The organism is Alteromonas sp. AWM4_230, from assembly GCF_056158305.1.
Genome location: NZ_JBSWTB010000001.1, coordinates 230,061 through 252,247, shown reverse-complemented (window position 1 = coordinate 252,247; position 22,187 = coordinate 230,061). Strand labels below are relative to the sequence as shown.

The 22,187-nt window shown below is 46.2% G+C and carries 21 protein-coding genes; 14 read left to right on the top strand and 7 right to left on the bottom strand.

From position 1 onward, the window contains the following. Positions 1-50: 50 nt before the first annotated feature. The 4 genes from ACXACS_RS01050 to hemC form a co-directional block, all read right to left on the bottom strand. Complete coding sequence (locus tag ACXACS_RS01050; RefSeq protein ID WP_474802992.1) at positions 51-1,226, bottom strand: heme biosynthesis HemY N-terminal domain-containing protein; 1,176 nt, start codon at positions 1,224-1,226, stop codon at positions 51-53. After that, positions 1,223-2,395 (bottom strand): uroporphyrinogen-III C-methyltransferase, encoded by a 1,173-nt coding sequence (locus ACXACS_RS01045; RefSeq protein ID WP_474802990.1) that lies wholly within the window; start codon positions 2,393-2,395, stop codon positions 1,223-1,225. Before ACXACS_RS01045 ends, ACXACS_RS01050 begins: the two co-directional genes overlap by 4 nt. Beyond that, positions 2,396-3,127 carry a uroporphyrinogen-III synthase gene (locus ACXACS_RS01040; RefSeq protein WP_474802988.1) on the bottom strand — a complete coding sequence of 244 codons (732 nt, stop codon included), beginning with the start codon at positions 3,125-3,127 and terminating at the stop codon, positions 2,396-2,398. It abuts the gene before it with no gap. A gap of 77 nt (positions 3,128-3,204) precedes the next feature. Beyond that, the gene (gene hemC / locus ACXACS_RS01035; protein ID WP_474802985.1) at positions 3,205-4,143 is read right to left on the bottom strand and encodes a hydroxymethylbilane synthase; all 939 of its coding nucleotides are present in this window, start codon (positions 4,141-4,143) and stop codon (positions 3,205-3,207) included. Between the two features lie 197 nt (positions 4,144-4,340). Between hemC and ACXACS_RS01030 the strand changes: the two genes are divergently transcribed. Then, entirely contained in the window at positions 4,341-5,402 is a 1,062-nt protein-coding gene (locus ACXACS_RS01030; RefSeq protein WP_474802982.1) for a GGDEF domain-containing protein, read from the top strand. A gap of 163 nt (positions 5,403-5,565) precedes the next feature. Here ACXACS_RS01030 and ACXACS_RS01025 read toward each other — a convergent pair whose 3' ends face one another. Continuing rightward, positions 5,566-6,237: an alpha/beta hydrolase gene (locus ACXACS_RS01025; protein WP_474802980.1), complete on the bottom strand. Its 672-nt coding sequence runs from the start codon at positions 6,235-6,237 to the stop codon at positions 5,566-5,568. Positions 6,238-6,514: 277 nt separating this feature from the next. Here ACXACS_RS01025 and gmk point away from each other — a divergent pair, with 277 nt between their 5' ends. From gmk to ACXACS_RS00965, 12 genes are all read left to right on the top strand, one after another. Beyond that, positions 6,515-7,156, top strand: a complete 642-nt coding sequence (gene gmk, locus ACXACS_RS01020; RefSeq protein WP_474802978.1) for a guanylate kinase — start codon at positions 6,515-6,517, stop codon at positions 7,154-7,156. Positions 7,157-7,327: 171 nt separating this feature from the next. Beyond that, on the top strand, positions 7,328-7,600 hold the full coding sequence (gene rpoZ, locus ACXACS_RS01015) for a DNA-directed RNA polymerase subunit omega (RefSeq protein WP_015065914.1): 273 nt from the start codon (positions 7,328-7,330) through the stop codon (positions 7,598-7,600). Between the two features lie 141 nt (positions 7,601-7,741). Further along, on the top strand, positions 7,742-9,853 hold the full coding sequence (spoT, locus tag ACXACS_RS01010; RefSeq protein WP_474802975.1) for a bifunctional GTP diphosphokinase/guanosine-3',5'-bis pyrophosphate 3'-pyrophosphohydrolase: 2,112 nt from the start codon (positions 7,742-7,744) through the stop codon (positions 9,851-9,853). A gap of 24 nt (positions 9,854-9,877) precedes the next feature. Further along, on the top strand, positions 9,878-10,264 hold the full coding sequence (locus ACXACS_RS01005) for a RidA family protein (RefSeq protein ID WP_025257011.1): 387 nt from the start codon (positions 9,878-9,880) through the stop codon (positions 10,262-10,264). Between the two features lie 3 nt (positions 10,265-10,267). Then, positions 10,268-10,975 carry a tRNA (guanosine(18)-2'-O)-methyltransferase TrmH gene (gene trmH / locus ACXACS_RS01000; protein WP_474802973.1) on the top strand — a complete coding sequence of 236 codons (708 nt, stop codon included), beginning with the start codon at positions 10,268-10,270 and terminating at the stop codon, positions 10,973-10,975. 193 nt (positions 10,976-11,168) lie between these two features. Next, entirely contained in the window at positions 11,169-13,241 is a 2,073-nt protein-coding gene (gene recG, locus ACXACS_RS00995) for an ATP-dependent DNA helicase RecG (protein WP_474809178.1), read from the top strand. Continuing rightward, the gene (locus ACXACS_RS00990) at positions 13,234-14,034 is read left to right on the top strand and encodes a class I SAM-dependent methyltransferase (protein ID WP_474802971.1); all 801 of its coding nucleotides are present in this window, start codon (positions 13,234-13,236) and stop codon (positions 14,032-14,034) included. Before recG ends, ACXACS_RS00990 begins: the two co-directional genes overlap by 8 nt. A gap of 1 nt (position 14,035) precedes the next feature. After that, positions 14,036-14,509: a redoxin family protein gene (locus tag ACXACS_RS00985; RefSeq protein ID WP_474802968.1), complete on the top strand. Its 474-nt coding sequence runs from the start codon at positions 14,036-14,038 to the stop codon at positions 14,507-14,509. Between the two features lie 341 nt (positions 14,510-14,850). Then, entirely contained in the window at positions 14,851-15,660 is an 810-nt protein-coding gene (locus ACXACS_RS00980; protein ID WP_474802966.1) for a hypothetical protein, read from the top strand. 9 nt (positions 15,661-15,669) lie between these two features. Further along, on the top strand, positions 15,670-16,704 hold the full coding sequence (locus ACXACS_RS00975) for an extracellular solute-binding protein (protein WP_474802964.1): 1,035 nt from the start codon (positions 15,670-15,672) through the stop codon (positions 16,702-16,704). After that, a complete protein-coding gene (locus ACXACS_RS00970; RefSeq protein WP_474802961.1) occupies positions 16,701-18,224 on the top strand; it encodes an ABC transporter permease in 1,524 nt (507 codons plus the stop codon). Before ACXACS_RS00975 ends, ACXACS_RS00970 begins: the two co-directional genes overlap by 4 nt. Further along, positions 18,224-19,264 (top strand): ABC transporter ATP-binding protein, encoded by a 1,041-nt coding sequence (locus ACXACS_RS00965; protein WP_474802959.1) that lies wholly within the window; start codon positions 18,224-18,226, stop codon positions 19,262-19,264. Before ACXACS_RS00970 ends, ACXACS_RS00965 begins: the two co-directional genes overlap by 1 nt. Before the next feature lie 91 nt (positions 19,265-19,355). On the opposite strand, the gene ACXACS_RS00960 is transcribed toward ACXACS_RS00965, so the two are convergent. Then, a complete protein-coding gene (locus ACXACS_RS00960; RefSeq protein WP_474802956.1) occupies positions 19,356-20,186 on the bottom strand; it encodes a mechanosensitive ion channel family protein in 831 nt (276 codons plus the stop codon). A gap of 289 nt (positions 20,187-20,475) precedes the next feature. Here ACXACS_RS00960 and ACXACS_RS00955 point away from each other — a divergent pair, with 289 nt between their 5' ends. Next, positions 20,476-21,657, top strand: a complete 1,182-nt coding sequence (locus ACXACS_RS00955; RefSeq protein WP_474802954.1) for a BaiN/RdsA family NAD(P)/FAD-dependent oxidoreductase — start codon at positions 20,476-20,478, stop codon at positions 21,655-21,657. Here the strand turns inward: ACXACS_RS00955 and ACXACS_RS00950 are convergent. Beyond that, positions 21,654-22,133, bottom strand: a complete 480-nt coding sequence (locus ACXACS_RS00950; RefSeq protein WP_474802952.1) for a hypothetical protein — start codon at positions 22,131-22,133, stop codon at positions 21,654-21,656. The genes ACXACS_RS00955 and ACXACS_RS00950 overlap by 4 nt on opposite strands. Positions 22,134-22,187: the final 54 nt, after the last annotated feature.

Below are 22,187 nucleotides of genomic sequence, written 5' to 3'. Positions count from 1 at the left end.
CAACTTTAGTTGGATTACAAGTACTACCAGAAAGCTAAACGAATATTCATTTAGCTAGCTAGTTGCTGTCCTTCCTTATAAAGCTGAAGTGCAGTGGCTGTGTCGTGCTTGCGTTCGCTAATTGCAGACAAAAGCAATAAATCTTCTTTGCGCGACTGCATTTTAGTGGCTTTAAGCAATGCTTTTTCCGCCAACACATCGTCGCCAGAGTTGAACGCCACTTGACCTAGCGTGGAATAAAGCTCAACGTTTTCTTCGTCTTGCTTTATCCAGCTTTCAAGTAAACGTAATGATGGCGATGCATCAGGAATATTAAGTTGCGTGAAAAGCGGGAATAGCGCGCTGTTCGGCCCACGTTTTTGCCATTCAACTAGTAAATTTTGTGCGTCGGCATGCATGCCTTGGTCAAGCAATTGCTGAATATAAGCGGCACGATAAGCGTCGTCGTGACGTAATTTGCGAGGCAGTGTGTCCCAATACGATTTAAGCTCCACTGCACCTTGCTTACTGGCAATTTCTGCAAACTTACCTTTAGCAATACGCTGGCTCCACGCGGTGTAGTCAGCTTTAGGCAAGGCTTTACGCCAGCCCGATAAATTCTCTTGAAGCACCTGCCACTTACCTAGCTTGGCAAGAATTTGCGCTTTTAACTGCACAACCTGCTTGTTGTCACGATCTTGCTCGTCTAGTTCGTTAAGCTTTTCGAGTGCTGCATCAAACTTTTCTTCAGCTACATCAATGCGTGCATGCATTACCGTTGCCGCTACTTTCGCTTTCGGAAAGTCCGTGGCCTGAACCAGAAAATACCGGGCTTTGGCTAGGTCGTCGTTGGCAAAGGCAATTTGCGCTGAGGCTAAGTAGTTAACACCTTCAAAATCACCATTGGTGGTTTTGCCTAATGCTTTTTGCGCCGAATCAAAATCACCAGCGGCCATGGCGTGCAAGCCATCGTAAAACGCGCGCTTGCGCTTACGTTCACCTAAGGTGCCGAACCATTTATGTGAGCCTGTAATTAAGCTTAACGCCCACAAAACAAAACGGGATAACACGTACCAGGCTATAACGGCGCCAATGACCAAAATACAAAAGCTGATCACTGTCATTTCAATGGCTGTACTGCCAAGAGAAATAAGCACGTAACCTTTATCGCCAAGTAGCATTGGTCCAACAATGAGTGCAACAACGAATGCGGCTAATACCGCAAGGGCAATAGCTAACCATTTCATAGTGCACTTGCTCCTTGTCCGAACACCTGCTTAACACGGCTATCCAATAAACGCTCTAGCGGTTTCTGTGATGCCAGCTCTGTTGGAATTGGACGCGATACATCGGTAGCCATTAGGTTTTGAAGTGCATCAACAAAGCCGGTTACCTGGCTTTTTTCAGTATCGTATTTTTCTGTAAGCAGCGTTTGTGCATATTGAAGTGATTGGCTGTAAAGGCCAGCATCGCCTTGAAGTGCGGCGGTTTGTGCGTGCATAAGCTGCAGACGAAGCTGCTCTTTTGCCAAGAACTGCGCTTCTAATGAAAGTACTGGCTCAACCGGGCCTTCAATAGTTTTAACGGTAAGAAAATCATTTACCAACGAACGCCACACCTTCGCAAGGTTGTCCTGCCAGTCGTCAGCCGACTCAGACAAGGTGGTGTCTTCTGCGTTAGCGTCTTCAGGCTTCTCAAAAGTATCAAGGGGAAGCTTATCAATTTGTGCAATCATGCCGGTAAGCGCAAGCGCCACTGAGCTTTGCGACACCGGGTTTAGCTGTTGAAGGGTTTGAATATCTTCAGCTAGCGTAGCGCGAACGGGTAGCACCGACGGGTCGGCCAAAGACTTTAAGCGTTTATCCGCATTAACTAGCAGTAAGATTGCTGTGCGAACATCGTTCTCCAGCCAAAGCTTTCTGCCCGCCATACGAACTAAATAGTCAGCTTCTGCAATTAGCCAGTCGGCAGGGCGGCGACCTTCCATATTATTAAGCTGTTGAAGGGTAGACTCGGCCTGTAAGCTAAGTTTCTCGTTCTCGGACTTAAGTTCATCTACCGTATCTTGTAAGGCTTTATTCGTTCGCGACACGTCTTCTAGCGTCGCTAAGATGTCACTACGCTCGCGTTCGATATTGTTTAACTTTGCCGTGTTGCTTTGCTGTGCGTTGGTAGAATCTGCGCTAGCCGATTGCTGCTGCATGTAATACCAGTAGCCCGCGCCAGCCATGCCTATTACGGCTAAGAGCAAAATGATTACAACGAACCATAGCAGGCCATTGCCTGATGATTTCTTCTTCTTAGCGCCAGTCTCAGTCGATTCACTCTGCGTGGCAGAAGACTCAATTACTTCTTTTTCAGCTTCCACTTTTACGAGTTCCTCTTTTTGTGGGCTATTTTCATTATTGTTGGCCATTCAATACTCCCAGTTATCCTTTACCCAGGCGATGAGTGCCTGATCGGTGGCTCGCTGACATACCGCTACCTCTTTAACACCTTTACTGTTAAGGGTTTGGGCGACTCGGTCACTCACTGTTAACCATTTAAAGGCTAACAAAGCGTTACCAAATTGTTCTATCAGTTGCAGTGCCATTGCTTCGCTTGTAGCGATAATGCCGCTAACTTCGCCCATTTTCCAACGTTTTGTGCAAACTGGGCGTGTAAGTTGCTCCCTTTTATAAACGCAAAAGCTATTTACTAAAATACCTTTTTCGTCTAATCCTTTTGCTATGGCTTCTCGTCCACCTTCACCTTTAATAATAACGACATGCTTACAGTTTGCCTCATTAAGCTGATGCATTGCCAGTATACCTTCGGATGTATGGACCTTTGGAGTAACAACATTCGCCGAAGAAAACGTTTCAAGGCCAGCCTGCAGTTTGCGCGCAGTGGCATCGCCAACGGCAATAATCAAAGGGAGTGGGGTGGCTGTGTCACGCAGCCCCGAAATAACACTATTCACAGCGTATACGCTGGTAACAATAATTGCGTTTACTGTATTTAGGGCTAAATACTCTGCCGCGGCTTCTCGTTCAGATGAGATATCAATAATATCAGAGGTGGCTACCCCTACCGCTTCAATGCCCGCCTGATCGAAAGCCGAAGCACTTGCTTTTAATTTTGGCAGTGGGCGCGTGAACAGAAGCATATTATCGAACTCTCGTCCTTCTAAGTTTGCGGCGCATTCCTATGTGCGTAGGAATGCGCGCTTCTACTAAATATAACTTAGTTATAAAGTGCTTTAAGAATTTCTCCGGCACCTTGCTCTAAGAGGGCTTCCGCCACTTCAATACCGATATCAGTCGCTTTCTCGCGTGACGCGGTAGCCGATGCAAACAGCAGCTCAGAGCCATCTGGTTTGCCAACCATACCCGTTAAGGTTAGTACGTCGCCGTCTAGGGTAGCAAAACTACCAATAGGTACTTGGCAGCCGCCTTCCAATCTCTCATTCATGGCGCGCTCTGCGGTAACACGGGTGTTGGTATCGTTATGATTTAACGCTTGTAGCAAGTTAATTAGCTCTTTATCGTCATTACGGCATTCAATTCCTACAGCGCCTTGGCCTACAGCCGGCAGCGAAATGTCGGCAGGTAATGCCATGCGAATACGAGATTCCATTTCAAGGCGAATAAGACCAGCGGAAGCCAAGATAATAGCGTCGTACTCACCAGCGTCGAGCTTGGCTAGGCGGGTGTTGACGTTACCGCGCAGGTCTTTAATGACGAGATCCGGACGATATTTGCGAATTTGGCACTGTCTGCGAAGGCTAGATGTGCCGACAACTGCACCTTGTGGCAACGCATCTAGGCTATCGTGATTGTTAGAAACAAAAGCGTCAAACGGATTTTCGCGTTCACAAATAGCATGCAAACCAAAACCGTCAGGAAACTCTACTGGAACGTCTTTCATTGAGTGAACCGCGATATCAGCACGGCCTTCCAGCATGGCAATTTCAAGCTCTTTAATGAACAGACCTTTACCGCCAATTTTCGCCAATGGCGTGTCTAAAATTTTATCGCCCTGCGTACTCATAGGCACAAGCTCAACGGTCATTGATGGATAATGCTCCATTAATTTTGCCTTCACATACTCTGCTTGCCAAAGCGCTAGCGCGCTTTTTCTAGTAGCAATTCGAACGGTGCGGGTAGTGTTGAGGTGACTCATGGCTATTCCAAACTCTGTAAAAAAAGAAACTTAAACGCTGTAACACAACGCTATACGAGATACTTCGTAGTATACGCATTTTCTAGGTTAATGTTTGAAATTAGGTGCAGTTTTCTATTTGGTTTTTGTGCACATATACGTCTATGCTGTAGTTGGACAAAGTGTCTGCTTATAAATACGGGGAGTAGAGTTGTTAGATGGACAACACGCCAATTGGACAATTACTAAGAAACGCACAGCAAGACGAAGCTGAAGTAAAAAGACGCAAACTGACGTTGTATTTTATTTCCTATGTTGGTGGCACCATAATCGCATTTATGGCGTGGCTTAATTTTGGTACCAATAACCCATTATTGGTTAGTGTATTAGCTACATCTGCCACCGTTATTTACCTTAACGTTGCGCTTTCACATATTTTCCCCAAAAGTGACGTATTTTATTACGTCGCGGGGCTCATCGTTGTATTCACTATCAATGCGTTGGTTTATACAGGCGGGCTGAATAACACTGGACTGTACTTCATATTTCCACTACTTTTTATTCAAATAATAGTGGTGCGATTTAAGCCCGCTATGCTCTATGTTGCTGTCACCATAGGGCTGTCTATTTACATGCTCTATAACCAAGACGTTATTGTTGCAAAATATCCTGCTGAGCATGTTTCACGATTTTTAATTGCCACATTCTGTTTCATTTGCGTTGCCTTTATTGGCGAAAATTTCTGGCATAAAAGCCGAAAAGAAATGCTGCGTGAAAATTTAGAGCGCATGAGGCAAGCTAACACAGACCCGCTAACCAAGCTCCCAAATAGACGCTTTCTGGAAGCGGTCTTTTTTGAACGGGCCATGAAAGACCCTGGCGCCTATTTCCCTCTTACCGCAGTTGTTGTCGATATAGACCACTTCAAAAAAATAAACGACTCCTACGGTCATGATATTGGTGATGAGGTACTAATCCACTTCACTAATATTATCAAAGGTGCTGTTAGAGCATCTGACATTGTTGCGCGTACCGGTGGTGAAGAGTTTTTAGTCCTCTTTCCTCTAGCGCCTTTGAGCCAAGGCGTAAAACTTGCGGAAAAAATGAGAAAATTGGTTGAAGAAAGTCCATTTATTGAAGGGGATATCAATCACAAGATTACCGCCAGTTTTGGCGTGGCTACCGCCCTTACCGATGACAAACTGCACGCTAGCTTAAAACAAGCCGACGACAACCTGTACAAAGCCAAAAATGGGGGCAGAAACCGCGTTGCTGAATAGCGCGATGTTTGTAACGACCTGTTTGGCATCTTAATGCCATGTATGAACGCAACGCGTGAATATAACGGTAGTACCCGCAAAGGCGCTCGGCGCAGTGTGATAGTTAGCCCTGTAGCTAGCTATCACACTGGGTATGGCATTGTTGAGTAAGGCATCGTAAAAGTTAGTTTAAAACCTTCTGAAGCCAAGCGCTGATATCGTTTAGTTCTTGCATGCAGACATTATGCTGCATTGTATACGTCTGCCAAGTAGCGTTAAAACCGCTCTCATTTATCGTTTTAAATGCCGCGTTGCCCATAAATACCGGTACCACTTCGTCCTGGTCACCGTGGGCCATCATAATAGGCGTTTCACGGTTGGTGTCTGTTGCCTCACTTGCAAGTAGCGATGGCTCACACATGTAGGTTGATAGCGCGATAACTCCAGCAAACTTACGGGCATATCTAGGCGCTAAGTGAAGCGCAATAACACCGCCTTGAGAAAATCCAGCAAGCACTATGCGTTCACTGGGTATACCACTTTCAATTTGCGCTTCAATAAGTGCTTCTACTTGTGCAGCAGACTCTTTCACGCCTTCTAAATCGGCACGGCTTTCAAAATCCAATGATTTGATGTCGTACCATGCTCGCATACGCATGCCACCGTTAATGGTAACGGGGCGCTCAGGGGCATGGGGAAAGAGAAATTTGACCGCCATTGATTCGGGAAGTTTAAGTTCAGGCACGATAGGCGCAAACCCGTGGCCGGAATCGCCTAAACCGTGTAGCCAGATAACGCAGGCATCAGGCGTAGTGGATGGGTTTATCTCTACGCACGGCAGAAGTTGCTGAGTCATTCTTTATTTCCTAGTTTTGTTGTTGCTTTATCACCAATGGTTATCCTTTCTCACAGGCAATCTCTGTCTTCCCAAGAATGGTGGGGTCAGAGTCACGACTCTGACCCCATAATTCTTGGAAACTTATTATTGTTATTTATTTTGCTAACACCGGTCTGCGAGTAAAGAGTATGTACCATCAATGGATAAACCAGATAATCGCAGTTACGGCGCAATGGCTTCATATGCTATCATTGCCGCTTGAAATCACCACATTTTGATAGAATTTTAATATCCTATGGCTTCACTACTCGGTAATTTATTTATTCTTGCTGCTCCTTCAGGAGCAGGAAAATCAAGCCTTATCAAGGCACTAATGGAAAAGTATGAAGGCAATGCAGCCACGCCTATGCAGGTGTCTGTGTCTCATACCACACGTCAACCGCGTCCGGGTGAAGTCGACGGTGTGCATTACCATTTTGTAAGCCGAGAACAGTTTGAAGCACTTATCGAACAGGGTGTATTTTTTGAGTACGCAGAAGTGTTTGGCAATTATTACGGTACATCCCGTGTGACTATTGAGCAAACATTGCATCGCGGTATTGATGTGTTTTTGGATATTGATTGGCAGGGCGCTCGCCAAGTCAAAAAGCTTATGCCAGATACATGCGGCATTTTCATTCTTCCACCGTCACTCGATGTATTAGAACAGCGCTTAAACAACCGCGGCCAAGACAGTGAAGAAGTCATTGCGGGGCGTATGGCACAAGCAGTAGCAGAGATGTCTCACTTTAGTGAGTTTGATAGTGTGATCATCAACGATGATTTTGCGACTGCACTAAGCGATTTAGAAGCCATTGTGACAGCGCAGCGTTTACGTACAGTAAAACAGCAGATGCGTCATCAAGTGCTAATGGACGAACTGCTCGGTAGCGCGTAAGCTTAACCAAACAATAAGCGTTTTGTTTTAAAACTGATCCCGATCGCTGTATATCTTGCACGATCTGAGTGCTTCAATTTCAAACAAAATGCTAGGATCGCGCTACGTATCTGTGTATACTACGCGGCCGTTTTTTGAATAACTTGCTCAACCTAATTTTCGGAGAAATACATGGCTCGCGTAACTGTAGAAGATGCCGTAGATAAAATTGGTAACCGCTTTGACCTAGTGCTTGTTGCTGCACGCCGTGCACGTCAAATTGCCACTGAAGGCAAAGATCCTATGGTTGACGTTCAAAACGACAAGCCAACTGTTACAGCACTTCGTGAAATTGAAGAAGGTTTTGTAACTGCTGCAACGCTTGAACAAGCAGAACTTCAAGCACAAGAGCAGCAAGAACACGCTGAATTTGCATCAGTAGCAAATATATTATCTGATCAATAAGACCTCTTTTTAACGGTTTTATCGGTATTTTGGCGCCAGTGCTTTGAAAAAAGCACTGGCGCTTTGCTTTTGGTGTATTGGCTTATTGCACAATTAAACGTATTCTTAAGGTGTATAGGTAGATAAGGGTCACGCTTCACTGTGTATTTGTTTGAAGGTTTAAAGCAGAAAGTTGTAGAGTACTTGCCAGCAGAGCGCGTTCAGCTGGTTCAGAATTCTTTTGTGCTAGCTCAAGATGCTCACGATGGGCAAATGCGTTCAAGCGGCGACCCGTACATTACTCACCCTGTTGCGGTTGCGGGTATTCTTGCCGACATGCACCTTGATCACGAAACGATCATGGCGGCACTTCTTCACGACGTTATTGAAGATACCCATTACAGCAAAGAAGATTTAGCTGAAGCGTTTGGTGATACCGTTGCAGAATTGGTAGAAGGCGTTAGTAAGCTTGATAAACTTGCCTTTAGTACCAAGCAAGAAGCGCAGGCGGAAAACTTCCGCAAAATGATGATGGCCATGGTGCAAGACATCAGGGTTATTCTTATTAAGCTTGCCGACCGCACGCACAATATGCGCACGCTGGGCTCGCTTCGACCAGATAAGCGCCGCCGTATCGCACGCGAAACGCTAGAAATATATGCACCTATTGCCCACCGTTTGGGTATTCACGATATTAAAAATGAGCTTGAAGACTTAGGTTTTCAGGCCATGTACCCCATGCGCCATCGCGCATTGAAATCTGCCGTGCGTCAGGCTCGTGGCAACCGTAAAGAAATTATCGAAAACATTCGCGAAGAGCTTAACACGCGCCTTGATGCCTACGAGATAGAATCTGATGTACTAGGCCGCGAGAAGCACCTGTATTCCATTTACCGAAAAATGAAAAACAAAGAACTGATGTTCAACGAGGTAATGGATATTTATGCGTTTCGTATCGTGGTTAAATCAGTAGATAACTGCTATCGCGCCCTTGGTGCTATGCACGGTTTATACAAGCCAATTGAAAACCGCTTTAAAGACTATATTGCTATTCCGCGCACCAACGGTTATCAGTCGTTGCACACGTCATTAATTGGTCCTCATGGTATTCCTGTTGAAATTCAAATTCGTACCCAGGAAATGGACCAAATGGCAGATAAAGGAGTAGCTGCCCACTGGCTTTATAAAGAGCCAGGCGATAACGGCACTACTGCACAGCTACGTGCACGCAAGTGGATGCAAAGCTTGCTCGAGCTACAACAATCGGCCAGTTCATCGTTTGAATTCATCGAATCGGTTAAGACTGACCTGTTTCCTGATGAAATTTACGTGTTTACGCCAGACGGGCGAATTATCGAATTGCCAATGGGCGCAACCGCTGTCGATTTTGCCTACGCCGTACACTCTGATGTAGGCAATACCTGCGTAGGTGTGAGGGTTGAGCGCAGAAACTTTAGCTTAAGTAAGCCCCTTGAAAACGGCCAAACCGTGGAAATTATTACCTCGCCGAAAGCGAAGCCGAATGCGAACTGGCTGAACTTTGTAGTGAGTGCTCGCGCACGTACCCGTATTCGCCAGTATCTGCGTAAGCAGCATTCTCAAGAAGCGGTGAACATGGGTAACCGTCTACTTCGTCATGCATTAGGTGCAGTGAAGTTAGATGATATTCCTAATGAAGACATTGAGCGTGTGGTAGCGGAAACCAAGCACGCTAATTTTGACGACCTATTGGTAGACATCGGCTTAGGTAACGAACTAAGTGCTATCGTGGCTCGCCGTTTATTAGGCGAGAGCACGACGGATCTGTCTGACAAGAAAGGCAATGTGGCTATTCGTGGTACAGAAGGCCTGCTTGTTCACTATTCTCGCTGTTGTCACCCTATACCTGATGATGAGATTGTAGCGGTATTAAGCCCAGGCCGCGGTATGACCATTCACCAAACTGGCTGTAACAATATTCGCAAGCTTACCCGTGAAGAGCCTCAGCGCGTGCTACCCATGCAGTGGGATGACAATCCGCAGGGTGAATTTAAAGCGTCTCTGCGTATAGAACTGATAAACCATCAGGGCACACTGGCAACATTAACGAACACTATTTCAGGGTGCGATTCCAATATTATTGGCCTGCAAACTGAAGAAAAAGAGAGTAATATCTACTTTATCGACCTAGAACTTACCACGCACAACCGAGTGCACTTGGCGCGAGTCATGAAGAAAATACGCACCATGCCGGAAGTTCAGAAAGTGTCTCGTCATAGTCAATCACGACACTAATTACTCAAATATTTAGGAACTACTATGTCTAAGTCTATTATTCAGACCGATAAGGCTCCTGCTGCTATTGGTACTTACAGCCAAGCGGTTAAAGCAGGTACTACCGTTTATCTTTCAGGCCAAATTCCACTTGTTGCTGAAACAATGGAAATGGTTTCTGATGACTTTGAAGCCCAGGCGGTACAAGTTTTTGAAAACATCAAAGCGGTGTGTGACGCTGCTGGCGGCACCACGAACGACTTAGTAAAAGTGAACATCTTTCTTATTGACCTAGGTCACTTTGCAACGGTTAATGAAATTATGAGCCGTTACTTCAATAAGCCTTACCCAGCGCGCGCTGCCGTTCAGGTGTCTGCATTGCCTAAAGGTGCACAAATTGAAATTGATGGTGTGATGGAACTGCCGGAGTAAGCCATGTCACCTGAGCGTTACCAGCGCATTAGAGATGTGTTGGAAAAAAGACAAACCGATTTAACGGTATGCCTTGAAAATGTACACAAGCCTCATAATGTTTCGGCAATAGTTAGAACTTGTGACGCAGTAGGCATTCATCGCGTTCACACCGTGTGGGAAAAGAAATACCAGTTTCGCCGTGGTACGGCTATGGGCAGCCAGCAATGGGTGCGCCAAACCAACCACGATGGTATTAGCGATGCGATGGCTGAATTAAAAGGCCAAGGCATGCAAGTGTTGGTTACCCATTTATCTGACACCGCGGTCGATTTTCGTGATGTCGATTACACCAAACCTACCGCAATTTTGTTTGGTCAGGAAAAGTATGGTGCCTCTGATGAGGCGAAAGCCATTGCCGATCAAGACATCGTTATTCCCATGATGGGCATGGTGCAGTCGCTAAATGTATCGGTAGCCGCAGCTTTGGTTCTTTATGAAGCACAGCGCCAACGCACTATTGCGGGTATGTACGATACACAGCAGTTGCCGGAAGAAGAATGTCAGGCTTTGGCATTTCAAAACGGTTATCCTCGCTTGTACAAACTATGCCAACGCAAAGGTTTGCCACTGCCTGCTATTAACGCTATCGGTGAAGTAGATGCTGACGATAGTTGGTGGCGAGAAATGCAAATTACTAAGGCGGAAGCTAACGCGCTAGAAGCCGACTAGGGCTTAACGTCTTGGTTTCGCTTTTAGTTTGGTTCTCATGTGTATACAGGCCAGCGTAAAAAACTGGCCTAAAGCGTACTCGCCAACCCCTCAACAATCCTTTACACTTCTTTTCCTATAACATGTTGAATAATACCAGCTTGTGCCTTTTTAAGGTTAAGTCACTTATGTTTCAAAAGAAGGATGTCGCTTGATGCAAGCACTGGCCACTACACCCATAACTGCGCTTAAAGGCGTGGGCGCAAAGGTGGCAGAAAAACTTAATAAAATAGGCTTGTTTACCCTTCAAGATATACTGTTTCACCTTCCTCATCGCTATGAAGACAGAACCCGTATTTACAGCGTGGCTGAGTGCCGCCCGTTTAGCCATGTAAGCGTGCAGGGCGAGGTGATGAGCGCCGACATTCAGTACGGCAAAAAACGCATGCTGGTGGTCAAGCTGAGTGATGGCACAGGTACTATAACCCTACGCTTTTTCCACTTTGGCGCCGTGCAGCGGTCAATTATGACACCGGGCAACACGGTACGCTGTTTCGGTGAAGTGCGTACTGGCAAGTGGGGCATTGAAATGATGCACCCTGAATTTAAGCTAGTAGATGAAGACGCGCCACCCACAGAAGAATCATTGACGCCGGTTTACCCCACTACCGATGGTGTAAAACAGCTAACCCTTCGCAACTTGACCGACCAAGCCTTGAAGCTGTTAGATAAAGGGGCGCTGGCCGACCTACTACCTGAAGGCATTTACGATGACCAAATTAGCCTGAACGAAGCGCTTCACTTAGTGCATCGCCCGCCGCCTGATGTAGACGTACATGAAATGGAAGAGGGGCTTCATCCTGCCCAGTATCGTTTAATATTAGAAGAGCTACTGTCTCATCACTTAAGCGTGCTTAAAGTACGCAAGCTATCTGACGCGCAGCCAGGTATTCCTATTAAGGTGAATCAGCCGCTTATCGATAAAATGCTCGCTCAGCTGCCATTTTCACCAACGGGTGCACAGGCAAGAGTAGTAGAAGATATTCAAAAAGATATGCAGAATGCGCGGCCTATGATGCGCCTTGTACAAGGGGACGTGGGCTCGGGCAAAACCCTAGTTGCGGCATTGGCTGCACTATCAGCCATTGGGGCTGGCCACCAGGTGGCGTTAATGGCCCCCACTGAGCTATTGGCTGAACAACACGCGAATAACTTTCGAGGCTGGTTAGAACCACTAGGTATTGAAGTTGGCTGGCTTGCTGGAAAGCTAAAGGGTAAAGCCCGCAATGAAGTTTTAGCTCGCTTAGAAGCTGGCGATATTCAAATGTTGGTGGGTACTCACGCTATTTTCCAGGAAAGCGTGAACTACCAGCAGCTAGCGTTGGTTATTGTGGATGAGCAGCACCGCTTTGGTGTACATCAGCGCTTGGCCCTTCGTGATAAGGGTGAACAGCAAGGTCGCTATCCTCATCAGCTGATCATGACGGCTACGCCTATTCCAAGAACGCTGGCCATGACAGCCTATGCCGATTTAGACACCTCGGTCATAGATGAACTGCCGCCGGGCAGAACGCCGGTACAAACTGTTGTGCTACCAGATACACGCAGGGCCGATGTGATAGAGCGAGTGCGTCAGGCCTGTAAAGACAACGGTCGACAAGCCTATTGGGTATGTACACTTATTGATGAGTCGGAAGTGTTGGAGTGTCAGGCCGCTGAAGATGCTGCGGTTACCCTGCGTACAGCGTTGCCAGACTTACACGTTGGCTTGGTACACGGGCGCTTAAAACCTGCTGAAAAAGCGCAGGTTATGGCTGATTTTAAAGATGGCAAGCTAGACTTATTAGTGGCAACTACGGTTATTGAGGTAGGCGTAGACGTGCCTAACGCCAGTATTATGATTATTGAAAACCCCGAACGTTTGGGTTTAGCACAGCTTCACCAATTACGTGGCCGAGTAGGGCGTGGTGCGGTAGAAAGTCAGTGTGTACTTATGTACCAAAGCCCACTATCCAAAACTGCCACTCAGCGCCTAGGCGTATTACGCGAGTCTAACGACGGCTTTTATATTGCACAGCGCGATTTGGAAATTCGTGGCCCGGGTGAATTTATGGGTACCAAGCAAACCGGAATGGCGGAGCTTAAAATAGCAGATTTGGTTCGCGACGCTGCGCTTATTCCAAAAGTTCAAGAGATTGCCTATACCCTTTGGGATAAATATCCGTCTCACGCTCAAGCAATCATCAATAGATGGATAGGGCATAAGGAGCAGTACGGTCATGCTTAATAGTGTGCCTTTAATTAGTTGCGATGACGGAAACAGCGCTAACGCAAATAGCGAAGACGCTGGGCTAATTAGCGCAATTAGCGAAAAATGGGGCTTTCCCGTTGTTAGTAGCAGTGAAAAGCCCGTCGAAGGCTTGTACTTACAGGTGCAAAATGGTGTGCTGGGTCTTGCTGACGCTGGCGAGAAAAAAGTGAACCCTGTAGAGGTAGATTTTGCTTCGCCAGCTAGTTTGTATCGCAAACAGCACGGTGGCGGGCGCAAAGAGCCTATTGTTAAAGCCATTGGCCTTAAAGGTAATGAAGCGTGGCATGTGGTAGATGCAACGCCTGGGCTAGGTCGTGATGCCTTTGTTTTGGTAAGCGTTGGCTGCAAGGTCACAATGATAGAGCGATCGCCTGTGGTTGCCGCCTTACTTGAAGATGGTATTCGCAGATTAGCACTTAGTTTTCCAGAACTTGCAGCTAAAATGTCGCTTCAACATGGAAATAGCGCTGAGGTAATGCAATACTTCACTGGTGAGAATGTGAACGCTATTTATCTAGACCCCATGTTCCCACATAAAAAGAAGTCAGCCTTGGTGAAAAAGGAAATGCGGCTGTTTCAGCAACTGCTTGGTCATGACCCAGACGCAGATGCGCTGTTACCGCCAGCACTAGAGCTAGCTACGCACCGGGTAGTGGTTAAACGCCCAAACAGTGCAGATGTGCTGGCAGGAATAAAAGCATCAATGGCTATTGAAAGCAAAAAACACAGATTTGATGTGTATTTGTGTCAAAAAAATCTAGGAGAGTAGCATGATACAAGTTGGGGGCACTTTGCCTGAAGTAGATTTTAGCCTTTTAGTAAATGGCGAAATAACTAACCCAGGAACGAACGAACTGTTTTCAGAAAAGCGCGTTGTACTATTCGCTGTACCCGGCGCTTTTACACCTACTTGCTCACAAGCACATTTGCCAGGCTATGTAGCGCTTGCTGATAAGCTTAAGGCAAAAGGTGTTGATAATATTATTTGCCTAAGTGTGAACGATGCATTCGTTATGGATGCGTGGGGTAAAGCAAACAATGCAGAAGAAATTACCATGCTAGCCGACGGCAATGGTTTCTTTACCAAGCAAATTGGCTTAGACATGAGTACAGGTAACTTCGGTGGCTTACGTTCGCTTCGTTATTCTATGCTTGTAGAAGATGGCGAAGTTAAAAAGCTAAACGTTGAAGACCCTGGTCGTTTCGATGTAAGCGATGCCCAAACCATGTTAGATAGCCTTTAATTTTTAAAAGGCGTTAAATACTCAAAGCCCGCAACAATTGTTGCGGGCTTTTTTCGTTTAGTCTTTTGTGAATATTCATTAATTTATATATGCGTATACTTGGTCGCTATTTTCATTAAAATGTAACCCAATTATGATCTAGCGTTTTGCAAATTGCGTTGAATATCAAAGTGTTCAGCGAGGGTTAATGAACTTAATTGCATCATTGTGCGTTGAAAATGCAGTGAAATTAAAGGTTCATGTACTGCGTTACTTAGCGTGTAGCCTCGTTTAGTTACCTTTACTTGATTAATGATAATAAGTATCATTTGCGAAAAAAGACAAACGTTTTAGGAAAAAATATGACAATAACACTGAAAAAAATAAGTGCTTTAGTAATGGCTTCGGCCGTTACTTTTTCGATGTTTTCTTCACAGGCGCTTGCTAACGGTGCCATTGGTGATCACGTAAACAACTTGCATGCGCATATTGGTGAATACACCGAAGAAGTACATTGGTTAGAAAGTAAATTTGGCAGTGTTGTTGATGCGTATGAAGCAAAAGATAAATCGCTTAAAACCGACGCGCTAATTGAGTATTGGGAAGAAGTAGACTTCCACTCAGCTATCGAAACCCAGTACGTGCCTATCTATGCTTCTATTTGGCAAGGTATTTATGGTGTAAAGGTAGCTATTGATGAAGGTAAGCCAGTTTCTGACGTGCGCGTAGAGCAAGAGAAGCTAAATCATGCCTTGTGGCAGGCGCTAGGCGCAGTTAAACTTGCGTCTCAATATCAGAAGAAAGGTCTGGTAGGCAAGGTTCAAACCACTGAAAAAGAGCCGACTACAGGGCCTGAAGTTATCGACGATATCAAAACACGTCTTGATCGCGTTGTTGCTAAATATGCAGAGCAGCTTCACGAGGTTGCAACAACACTAGTGCACGACACCTACCTTCAACGTTTTGAAGGTGTAGAGGGTGACTTGATTGCAAAAGACGCAGCCTTGGTTGAAGATCTAGAAAAAGATTTTAACGTAACGCTTCCGCAAGCCATTTCGAAAGATACTGGCGTAGATGCAGTACGCAAAGTAGTAGAGTCTATGCAGGCTAAACTTGATCGCGCTCGTACACTGCTAGTTGAAGTAGAACAAAGTCGTAAAGACGTATTTTAAGGAAGGGGTATGCAACGTAGAACATTCTTACAAGGCTTAGCTGCAGCCGGTGCATTAACTGGTTTGCCGTTTAGTTTTGCCCTCGCTATGACCCAAACTGGCAGTGTGTCAGTTGAGTCTTTACCTAAATTAGAAGGTGATCTCACACTCTATTTAGGGCGTGGCGAAGGCGGTCTGTATGAGAATGTTCTAAAAGCCATTGAAAAGCGCAACCCCAAGTTGAACCTAAAAGTTAGACGCGGCGGCTCAGCAGCACTGGCAAATACCATTGTTGCTGAAACAAGAGCGGGCGTTAAACGCGCTGATTTGTTTTGGGCTGTAGACACCGGTTCTATTGGCGTTGTTACTGATGCTGGCGCTGCAAAGCCATTGCCTGATGACTTGCGTTCGCAGCTTCGCGAAGATTTTCAGTACCCTAGCTGGTCACCGGTAACTGGGCGTGTGCGTACACTGCCGTATAACACAGAGCGCGTTAAGCCCGAACAAATCCCGGAAAGCGTGATGGCGTTAGCTGATAGCGATTTGAAAGTGGGCTGGGCACCGGCTTATTCATCATTTCAGTCTTTCGTCACCGCCATGCGTATTTTGGAAGGCGATAAAGCCACTAAATCATGGCTTAAAGGCATTAACAAGCATTCGAAAAAGTATGCGGGTGAACTTGGTGTAGTGATGGGCGTTGAACGTGGCGAAGTAGATATTGGCTTTGCAAATCACTACTACACTCTTCGCCTTAAATCGGGTAAACCAAACGCAAATGTGGCCCTTGCTTACAGCAAAGGCGATGCAGGTTGCTTGGTTAATGCGTCTGGCATTGTGGCATTAAGCGACGGTGACTTACCGGTTAACTTTATCCGGTATCTGCTGTCGCACGAAGTACAGTCTTACCTTGCTCGCGAGGCATATGAAATACCTTTGGTTCAAGGGGTTGAACCACCACAAGGCTTGGCGGATTTAAGCACGCTTTCGCCACCTGAAATGGATCTTCGTAAACTGGCTGATTTACGCCCAACACTTAACCTTATGAGGGAAGCTGGCGTACTGTGACAAACTGGCCAAAGTCGTATCCACTGGCACTACTTATTGCGCTGATGGCTTTATTGCCCGTCGGCGTTTTGTTTTCTTTAGCTCAAGATAGTGCCCAGCTTTTCGATACCCATAACCTTCGTGTACTAGGCAATACTATTTCATTGGTAGTACTTACCATCATTGGTTCGGTGCTTATTGGTGTACCCCTTGCCTTTTTAACCGCCTATGTGCAAATGCCGTTCAAGCGCTTCTGGCTAATTCTACTTGCTGCGCCACTGGCGTTGCCTAGCTATATTGGCGCATTCGCCATGTACTTCTCATTTGGTATTGGCGGAGAGATTGAAAACGTTCTAGGAATTAGCACACCCCCTATTAGCGGCTTGTGGGGCTCGGCGTTGGTCATGAGCCTATACACCTATCCCTTTGTAATGATGACAACACGCTCGAGCCTGTTGAGTTTAGATGCAAGCTTAGTTAACGCGGCGCGTACGCTAGGTCTGTCGTTAGGTGCTAGCTTATGGCGTGTGGTGCTACCGCGCGTAGTAAACAGCGTTGCTGCGGGGGCACTTCTTGCTGCGCTTTACGCGTTATCTGATTTTGGCACACCCGCAATAATGGGCTTCGACACCTTTACCCGCGTTATCTTTGTTGAATATAACGCTTTTGGTTTGAGCCAGGCGGCTATGCTAAGTCTGCAGCTTATGGTGATTGTTGGGCTTATTCTGTTTATAGAAAGCCGAATAGGTGGGGCGCAAGAACGCCCAGGAAAGCACTTATCTTTATTTCCTGCACGCTGGCAGCGCAACCTAATGTTGCTTGCGACCATGCCCGTTGTATTTATGGCTATTGTACTTCCCCTAGCTATTTTCACGCTGTGGTTAGTGCGAGAGGGCACAGGTGGCTTTGAATTAAGCTATGCATGGAATTCAGCCCATGCGTCATTTATTGCCGCGATTGTGGCCGTGCTTCTTGCCATTCCGGTTGCTCACGCGGCTATTGCAGGCAAAGCTGGCCGCTTTATGGAGCGTATTACTTATTTCGGCTTTGGTGTACCAGGTATAGTTATGGGAACAGCGCTGGTGTACGTGGGCCTTAAGTACTTACCTGCGCTGTATCAAACTTTAAGTTTATTGGTTATGGCCTATGTACTGCGTTTTATTCCTCTTGCGGTGGGAAGTGTTAGAAGTACCGCCGAGAATATAGATTCGGGGTTGGTTAAAGCTGCCCGCGTACTTGGTGCTAGCCCAAGGGAAGCCTTTATACGGGTTACGCTGCCGCTTACCCTTCGTGGTATGATTGCAGGGGCTGCTTTAGTATTTTTAGAAGCCATGCGTGAGCTGCCTGCCACGCTGATGTTGGGGCCTACAGGTTTTGAAACCTTAGCCACTTACATGTGGCGTGTTTACGAGGCGGGTTACTTTGGACGTGCTGCCGTACCTGGCCTTCTACTTGTTTTATTATCTGGTGTGGGATTAATTCTCATGCTGTCGGGCGAAAGAAAAGCCCAGTTTACCGTTACCGAGGATGATCGTTCGTAATGCTTAGTGTAAGTAATTTGTCAGTGAATTATGGGTCTACCCGCGTTGTCGACAAGTTAAATCTTGAGCTTGGGCAAGACGAAATCCTGATGTTGGTGGGGCCAACTGGCTGCGGTAAAACGACTATTTTGCAGGCATTGGCAGGGCTTATCCCTATTTCAGAAGGCGCAATGAGCCTAGGTAATTGGGAAAGTACAGCAAGCAAACACGTGCCGCCTGAAAAGCGTAACGTGGGCATGGTGTTCCAAGACTTCGCGCTGTTTCCCCATCTTACTGTTCAGCAAAACGTATGCTTTCGATTAAAAGACACTAAGCTTGCCGACCATTGGCTTAAATTATTAGGCCTAGATAATTTCCGCGATGCTAAACCTGCACGTCTTTCCGGTGGGCAAAAGCAGCGTGTTGCGCTAGCAAGAACCCTTGCGCACGAACCTTCTTTTGTCCTGCTAGACGAGCCCCTTTCAAACCTAGATGCAGCACTAAAAGACAGCTTGCGTTGGGAAATTCGCGATGCGCTTAAAAAGGCGGGCGTGCCTGCAATTTGGGTAACCCACGATCAGGAAGAAGCGTTAAGTGTTGGTGATAGAGTGGGCATATTAAACAAAGGCGTGTTGGAGCAACTAGACACACCTGAAGCCTGCTACTCTTCGCCAGCTAGTCGATTTGTGGCGCGCTTTATGGGTGAAGCAAGCTTCTTAAGTGCAACCTTTGATGCTAGCGAAGTAAATACAGACAAAACGGTCGTTACTGAAATTGGCAAGGTGCCTGGAACGCCGCTTCAAGGTGCTAACGGCAATGTAGATTTGCTCGTACGCCCTGACGATTTAAGTTTAGATGCAGCTCACAGCGAAACTAACTGTACGGTAGAGTGGGTGCGCTATGAGGGCGAAAGCAGACTTTATGCAGTTATGCTAGACAGCGGCGATGAACTTAAAGTACGAGTAAGTCATGAAAATGCCATTAAGCCAAATACTCGAGCGTTCGTTCAGTTAATTACTACGCACCCCTTGGCGGTGTTTCCTAAAAAAGATAAGGCATAAGTCGGTTCATAACTGACTAAAACCAGAACATAAAAAGGGCAGCCAATTGGCTGCCCTTTTGCTTATTAGGACGTTATTTTTTACCTGCGCGCTATGCGTTTTCGTTTACCACAATCACTTTACGGTGCGGGAACGGAATCTCGATATTCGCTTCATCTAGCGCTTTTTTAACCTGCTCTGGCACTGAGAACAGGATGTCGAAGTAGTGTTCACCGTGACAGAATGGACGCACAATAAAGTCTACTGAGCTATCGTTAAGAGTAGACACTTCAACAAATGGTGCTGGGTCTTTAAGTACGTGCGGGTGGTCTGCCAACACTTTATCGATAACGGCACGAGCGGCATCAATGTTTTCGTTATAGGCAATACCAAAGGTCATATCTACACCGCGAATTTCATGATGAGAGTGATTAACAATTTGCTCGCCCCAAATTTGGCTGTTTGGAATGATAATTTGCTTATTATCGAAGGTTTGCAAAATAGTAGTAAATAAGTCGATTTCAGTTACTTTACCGAACTTACCCGCAGCATCGACAAAGTCATTTACTTTATAGGGGCGGAAGATAAGTAGCATGACGCCTGCAGCCAAGTTAGATAGTGTACCTTGAAGTGCTAAGCCTATCGCTAAACCTGCGGCACCTAACAGCGCAATAATAGATGCTGTTTGTACACCAAAGCGATTAAGTACCGCTATGCCAACAAAAGCAAGAATGGTATAGCGCGCTACGCTACCAAAGAACTTAAAAAGGGTGTCATCAAGTTGAGGGTGGCTATTCGCAATGGCGACGATAGCGTTATACACCTTACTCGCTACCCAAAGACCAATAATTAGAATGGCCAAGGCTAGAAGTATATTGGTAGCCCAAGCTAATGCGGCAGGCAGGTACTCATTAATATCGAGTGATGCTAAGAACTCTTCCATGGATACAATCCTCTGTAATTTGTGAAGTAGTTACTGCTTGTTTTGTTCGTTTGTTCGTTCAAATTGAGTTGCACCTCAATTCTGGTGCGTAGTTATAGGCGAATTAAAAATCTTTTAGTATTGTTAAAAAGTATTAAAACCCATAATTTTCTACTAAAGAACTAGATTAAATTTACAGTAAGATTGGGCTTTGCGTTGTGCAGCAAGGCTTATTACGTATAATCCCGAACTCTTAACCTACGCTTGAATGAGCGTAAGTATTTTTAGCTTGATGTAAGGTGAATACAGGGTGATTAAGCGCGATGTTATCGTTATTGGAGCTGGTGCAGCAGGGCTTTTCTGCGCGGCACAGGCAGGCGCGCGCGGACGCAGCGTAGAAGTACTCGATCATGCCAAAAAAGTTGGCCGTAAGATCCTTATGTCAGGTGGTGGACGCTGCAATTTCACCAATATGTATGCAGAACCTGCCAATTTCTTATCGCAAAACCCTCACTTTTGTAAGTCGGCATTAAGCCGCTATACCCAGTGGGACTTTATCGGTTTGGTTGCCGAACATGGTATTGCCTATCATGAAAAAACCTTAGGTCAGCTATTTTGTGATGACAGCGCAAAAGACATCGTCGATTTGTTGCTGAACGAATGCAATAAAGCAGGCGTGACCATTACTACTCGCTGTGAAATTACAAGCGTAGAAAAGGTTGAAGGTGGGTACTTACTAACTACGTCGAACGGCGAATATAGCTGTGAGTCTTTAGTAATCGCGACCGGTGGTTTAAGTATGCCAAAGCTGGGGGCAACGCCATTCGGTTATAAAATTGCGCAGCAATTCGGCCTGAACGTATTACCCACACGGGCCGCTCTTGTGCCCTTTACCTTACACGATAAAGACAAAGAGACGCTGGCAGAGCTTAGCGGTATAGCCGTTGACGTATACGCCAGCTGTAACGACACCACGTTTAAAGAAGCGATGCTTTTTACTCACCGTGGTTTGAGCGGCCCTGCTATGCTCCAAATTTCAAGTTATTGGGAGGCGGGTGACAGCTTAAGCATTAACACGCTGCCAAATGACGATGCCACTGCACTTATACAAACTGCTCGCACCGAAACGCCAGACGCACTACTTGCTACCTGCTTAAATAAAGTATTCCCCAAACGCATGGTGCAAAGCTTTATTGAATATCATAACTGGCGCAATGTACCGGTGAAACAGCTTACCCACGGCGAATGCGAGGCTATTGCTGACACGCTAGAAAATTGGCAAATAAAGCCCAATGGCACAGAAGGCTATAGAACAGCGGAAGTCACCATAGGTGGCGTAGACACCAACGAACTTTCATCAAAAACCATGATGGCTAAAAACGTAGAAGGCCTTTACTTCATTGGCGAAGTGGTTGACGTTACCGGCTGGCTCGGCGGCTTTAACTTCCAGTGGGCGTGGAGTAGCGGCTGGGCAGCAGGGCAGGTGGTTTAGAACGACATACCAATTGCTAACCCAGCAACAACCGCACTTTTGTGGTTTCGGTGATAGTCATAATGAAGCTGGGGCGACACGGTAAAGCCCGACATTTCAAACTCGTACAATAAGCCTACTCGGGCTACTTCCATTTTATGGCTGCCGTGGAACTCAACGCCAGGGCCTATTTGAGCGATAAAATTGTTGGTGATGTGAAGGTCAGCGACGAGTAAATAAGTGTAGGCATCTAAATCTTCAAACGCGTATTCAGCAACAAACCCCACACCTAAAAAGTCGCTAAGCCTATATTCGTAATCGATGCCCAAGGTAAATGCATTGCCACACTCTTTCGTGTAGGTAGTGCCCACAAGAGCAGACAAGTGGTGAGGGGACGTTTGCCAATGATGAGCATTTCCATGTGCTGCCTCTTTAGCTTCAGCAGCGGGGGTAAATACCAAGAAAGTGGCCATACCTAGAAGTGTTGGTATTCGCATAAAGGAGCTCGCTTTTTTACTTGTGACTTCCTAGAAGATTAAACCTCTAGCACT

Excerpts from the sequence above, each read along its gene's own strand:
- rpoZ (WP_015065914.1), top strand. The coding sequence starts at position 7,328 with ATGGCTCGCGTAACTGTAGAAGATGCCGTAGATAAAATTGGTAACCGC.
- ACXACS_RS01005 (WP_025257011.1), top strand. The coding sequence starts at position 9,878 with ATGTCTAAGTCTATTATTCAGACCGATAAGGCTCCTGCTGCTATTGGT.
- ACXACS_RS01025 (WP_474802980.1), bottom strand. The coding sequence starts at position 6,237 with ATGACTCAGCAACTTCTGCCGTGCGTAGAGATAAACCCATCCACTACG.
- trmH (WP_474802973.1), top strand. The coding sequence starts at position 10,268 with ATGTCACCTGAGCGTTACCAGCGCATTAGAGATGTGTTGGAAAAAAGA.
- ACXACS_RS01040 (WP_474802988.1), bottom strand. The coding sequence starts at position 3,127 with ATGCTTCTGTTCACGCGCCCACTGCCAAAATTAAAAGCAAGTGCTTCG.
- ACXACS_RS00950 (WP_474802952.1), bottom strand. The coding sequence starts at position 22,133 with ATGCGAATACCAACACTTCTAGGTATGGCCACTTTCTTGGTATTTACC.
- ACXACS_RS00965 (WP_474802959.1), top strand. The coding sequence starts at position 18,224 with ATGCTTAGTGTAAGTAATTTGTCAGTGAATTATGGGTCTACCCGCGTT.
- ACXACS_RS00985 (WP_474802968.1), top strand. The coding sequence starts at position 14,036 with ATGATACAAGTTGGGGGCACTTTGCCTGAAGTAGATTTTAGCCTTTTA.
- ACXACS_RS00960 (WP_474802956.1), bottom strand. The coding sequence starts at position 20,186 with ATGGAAGAGTTCTTAGCATCACTCGATATTAATGAGTACCTGCCTGCC.
- hemC (WP_474802985.1), bottom strand. The coding sequence starts at position 4,143 with ATGAGTCACCTCAACACTACCCGCACCGTTCGAATTGCTACTAGAAAA.
- recG (WP_474809178.1), top strand. The coding sequence starts at position 11,169 with ATGCAAGCACTGGCCACTACACCCATAACTGCGCTTAAAGGCGTGGGC.
- ACXACS_RS00980 (WP_474802966.1), top strand. The coding sequence starts at position 14,851 with ATGACAATAACACTGAAAAAAATAAGTGCTTTAGTAATGGCTTCGGCC.
- ACXACS_RS00975 (WP_474802964.1), top strand. The coding sequence starts at position 15,670 with ATGCAACGTAGAACATTCTTACAAGGCTTAGCTGCAGCCGGTGCATTA.
- ACXACS_RS01050 (WP_474802992.1), bottom strand. The coding sequence starts at position 1,226 with ATGAAATGGTTAGCTATTGCCCTTGCGGTATTAGCCGCATTCGTTGTT.
- ACXACS_RS01045 (WP_474802990.1), bottom strand. The coding sequence starts at position 2,395 with ATGGCCAACAATAATGAAAATAGCCCACAAAAAGAGGAACTCGTAAAA.
- gmk (WP_474802978.1), top strand. The coding sequence starts at position 6,515 with ATGGCTTCACTACTCGGTAATTTATTTATTCTTGCTGCTCCTTCAGGA.
- ACXACS_RS00990 (WP_474802971.1), top strand. The coding sequence starts at position 13,234 with ATGCTTAATAGTGTGCCTTTAATTAGTTGCGATGACGGAAACAGCGCT.
- ACXACS_RS01030 (WP_474802982.1), top strand. The coding sequence starts at position 4,341 with ATGGACAACACGCCAATTGGACAATTACTAAGAAACGCACAGCAAGAC.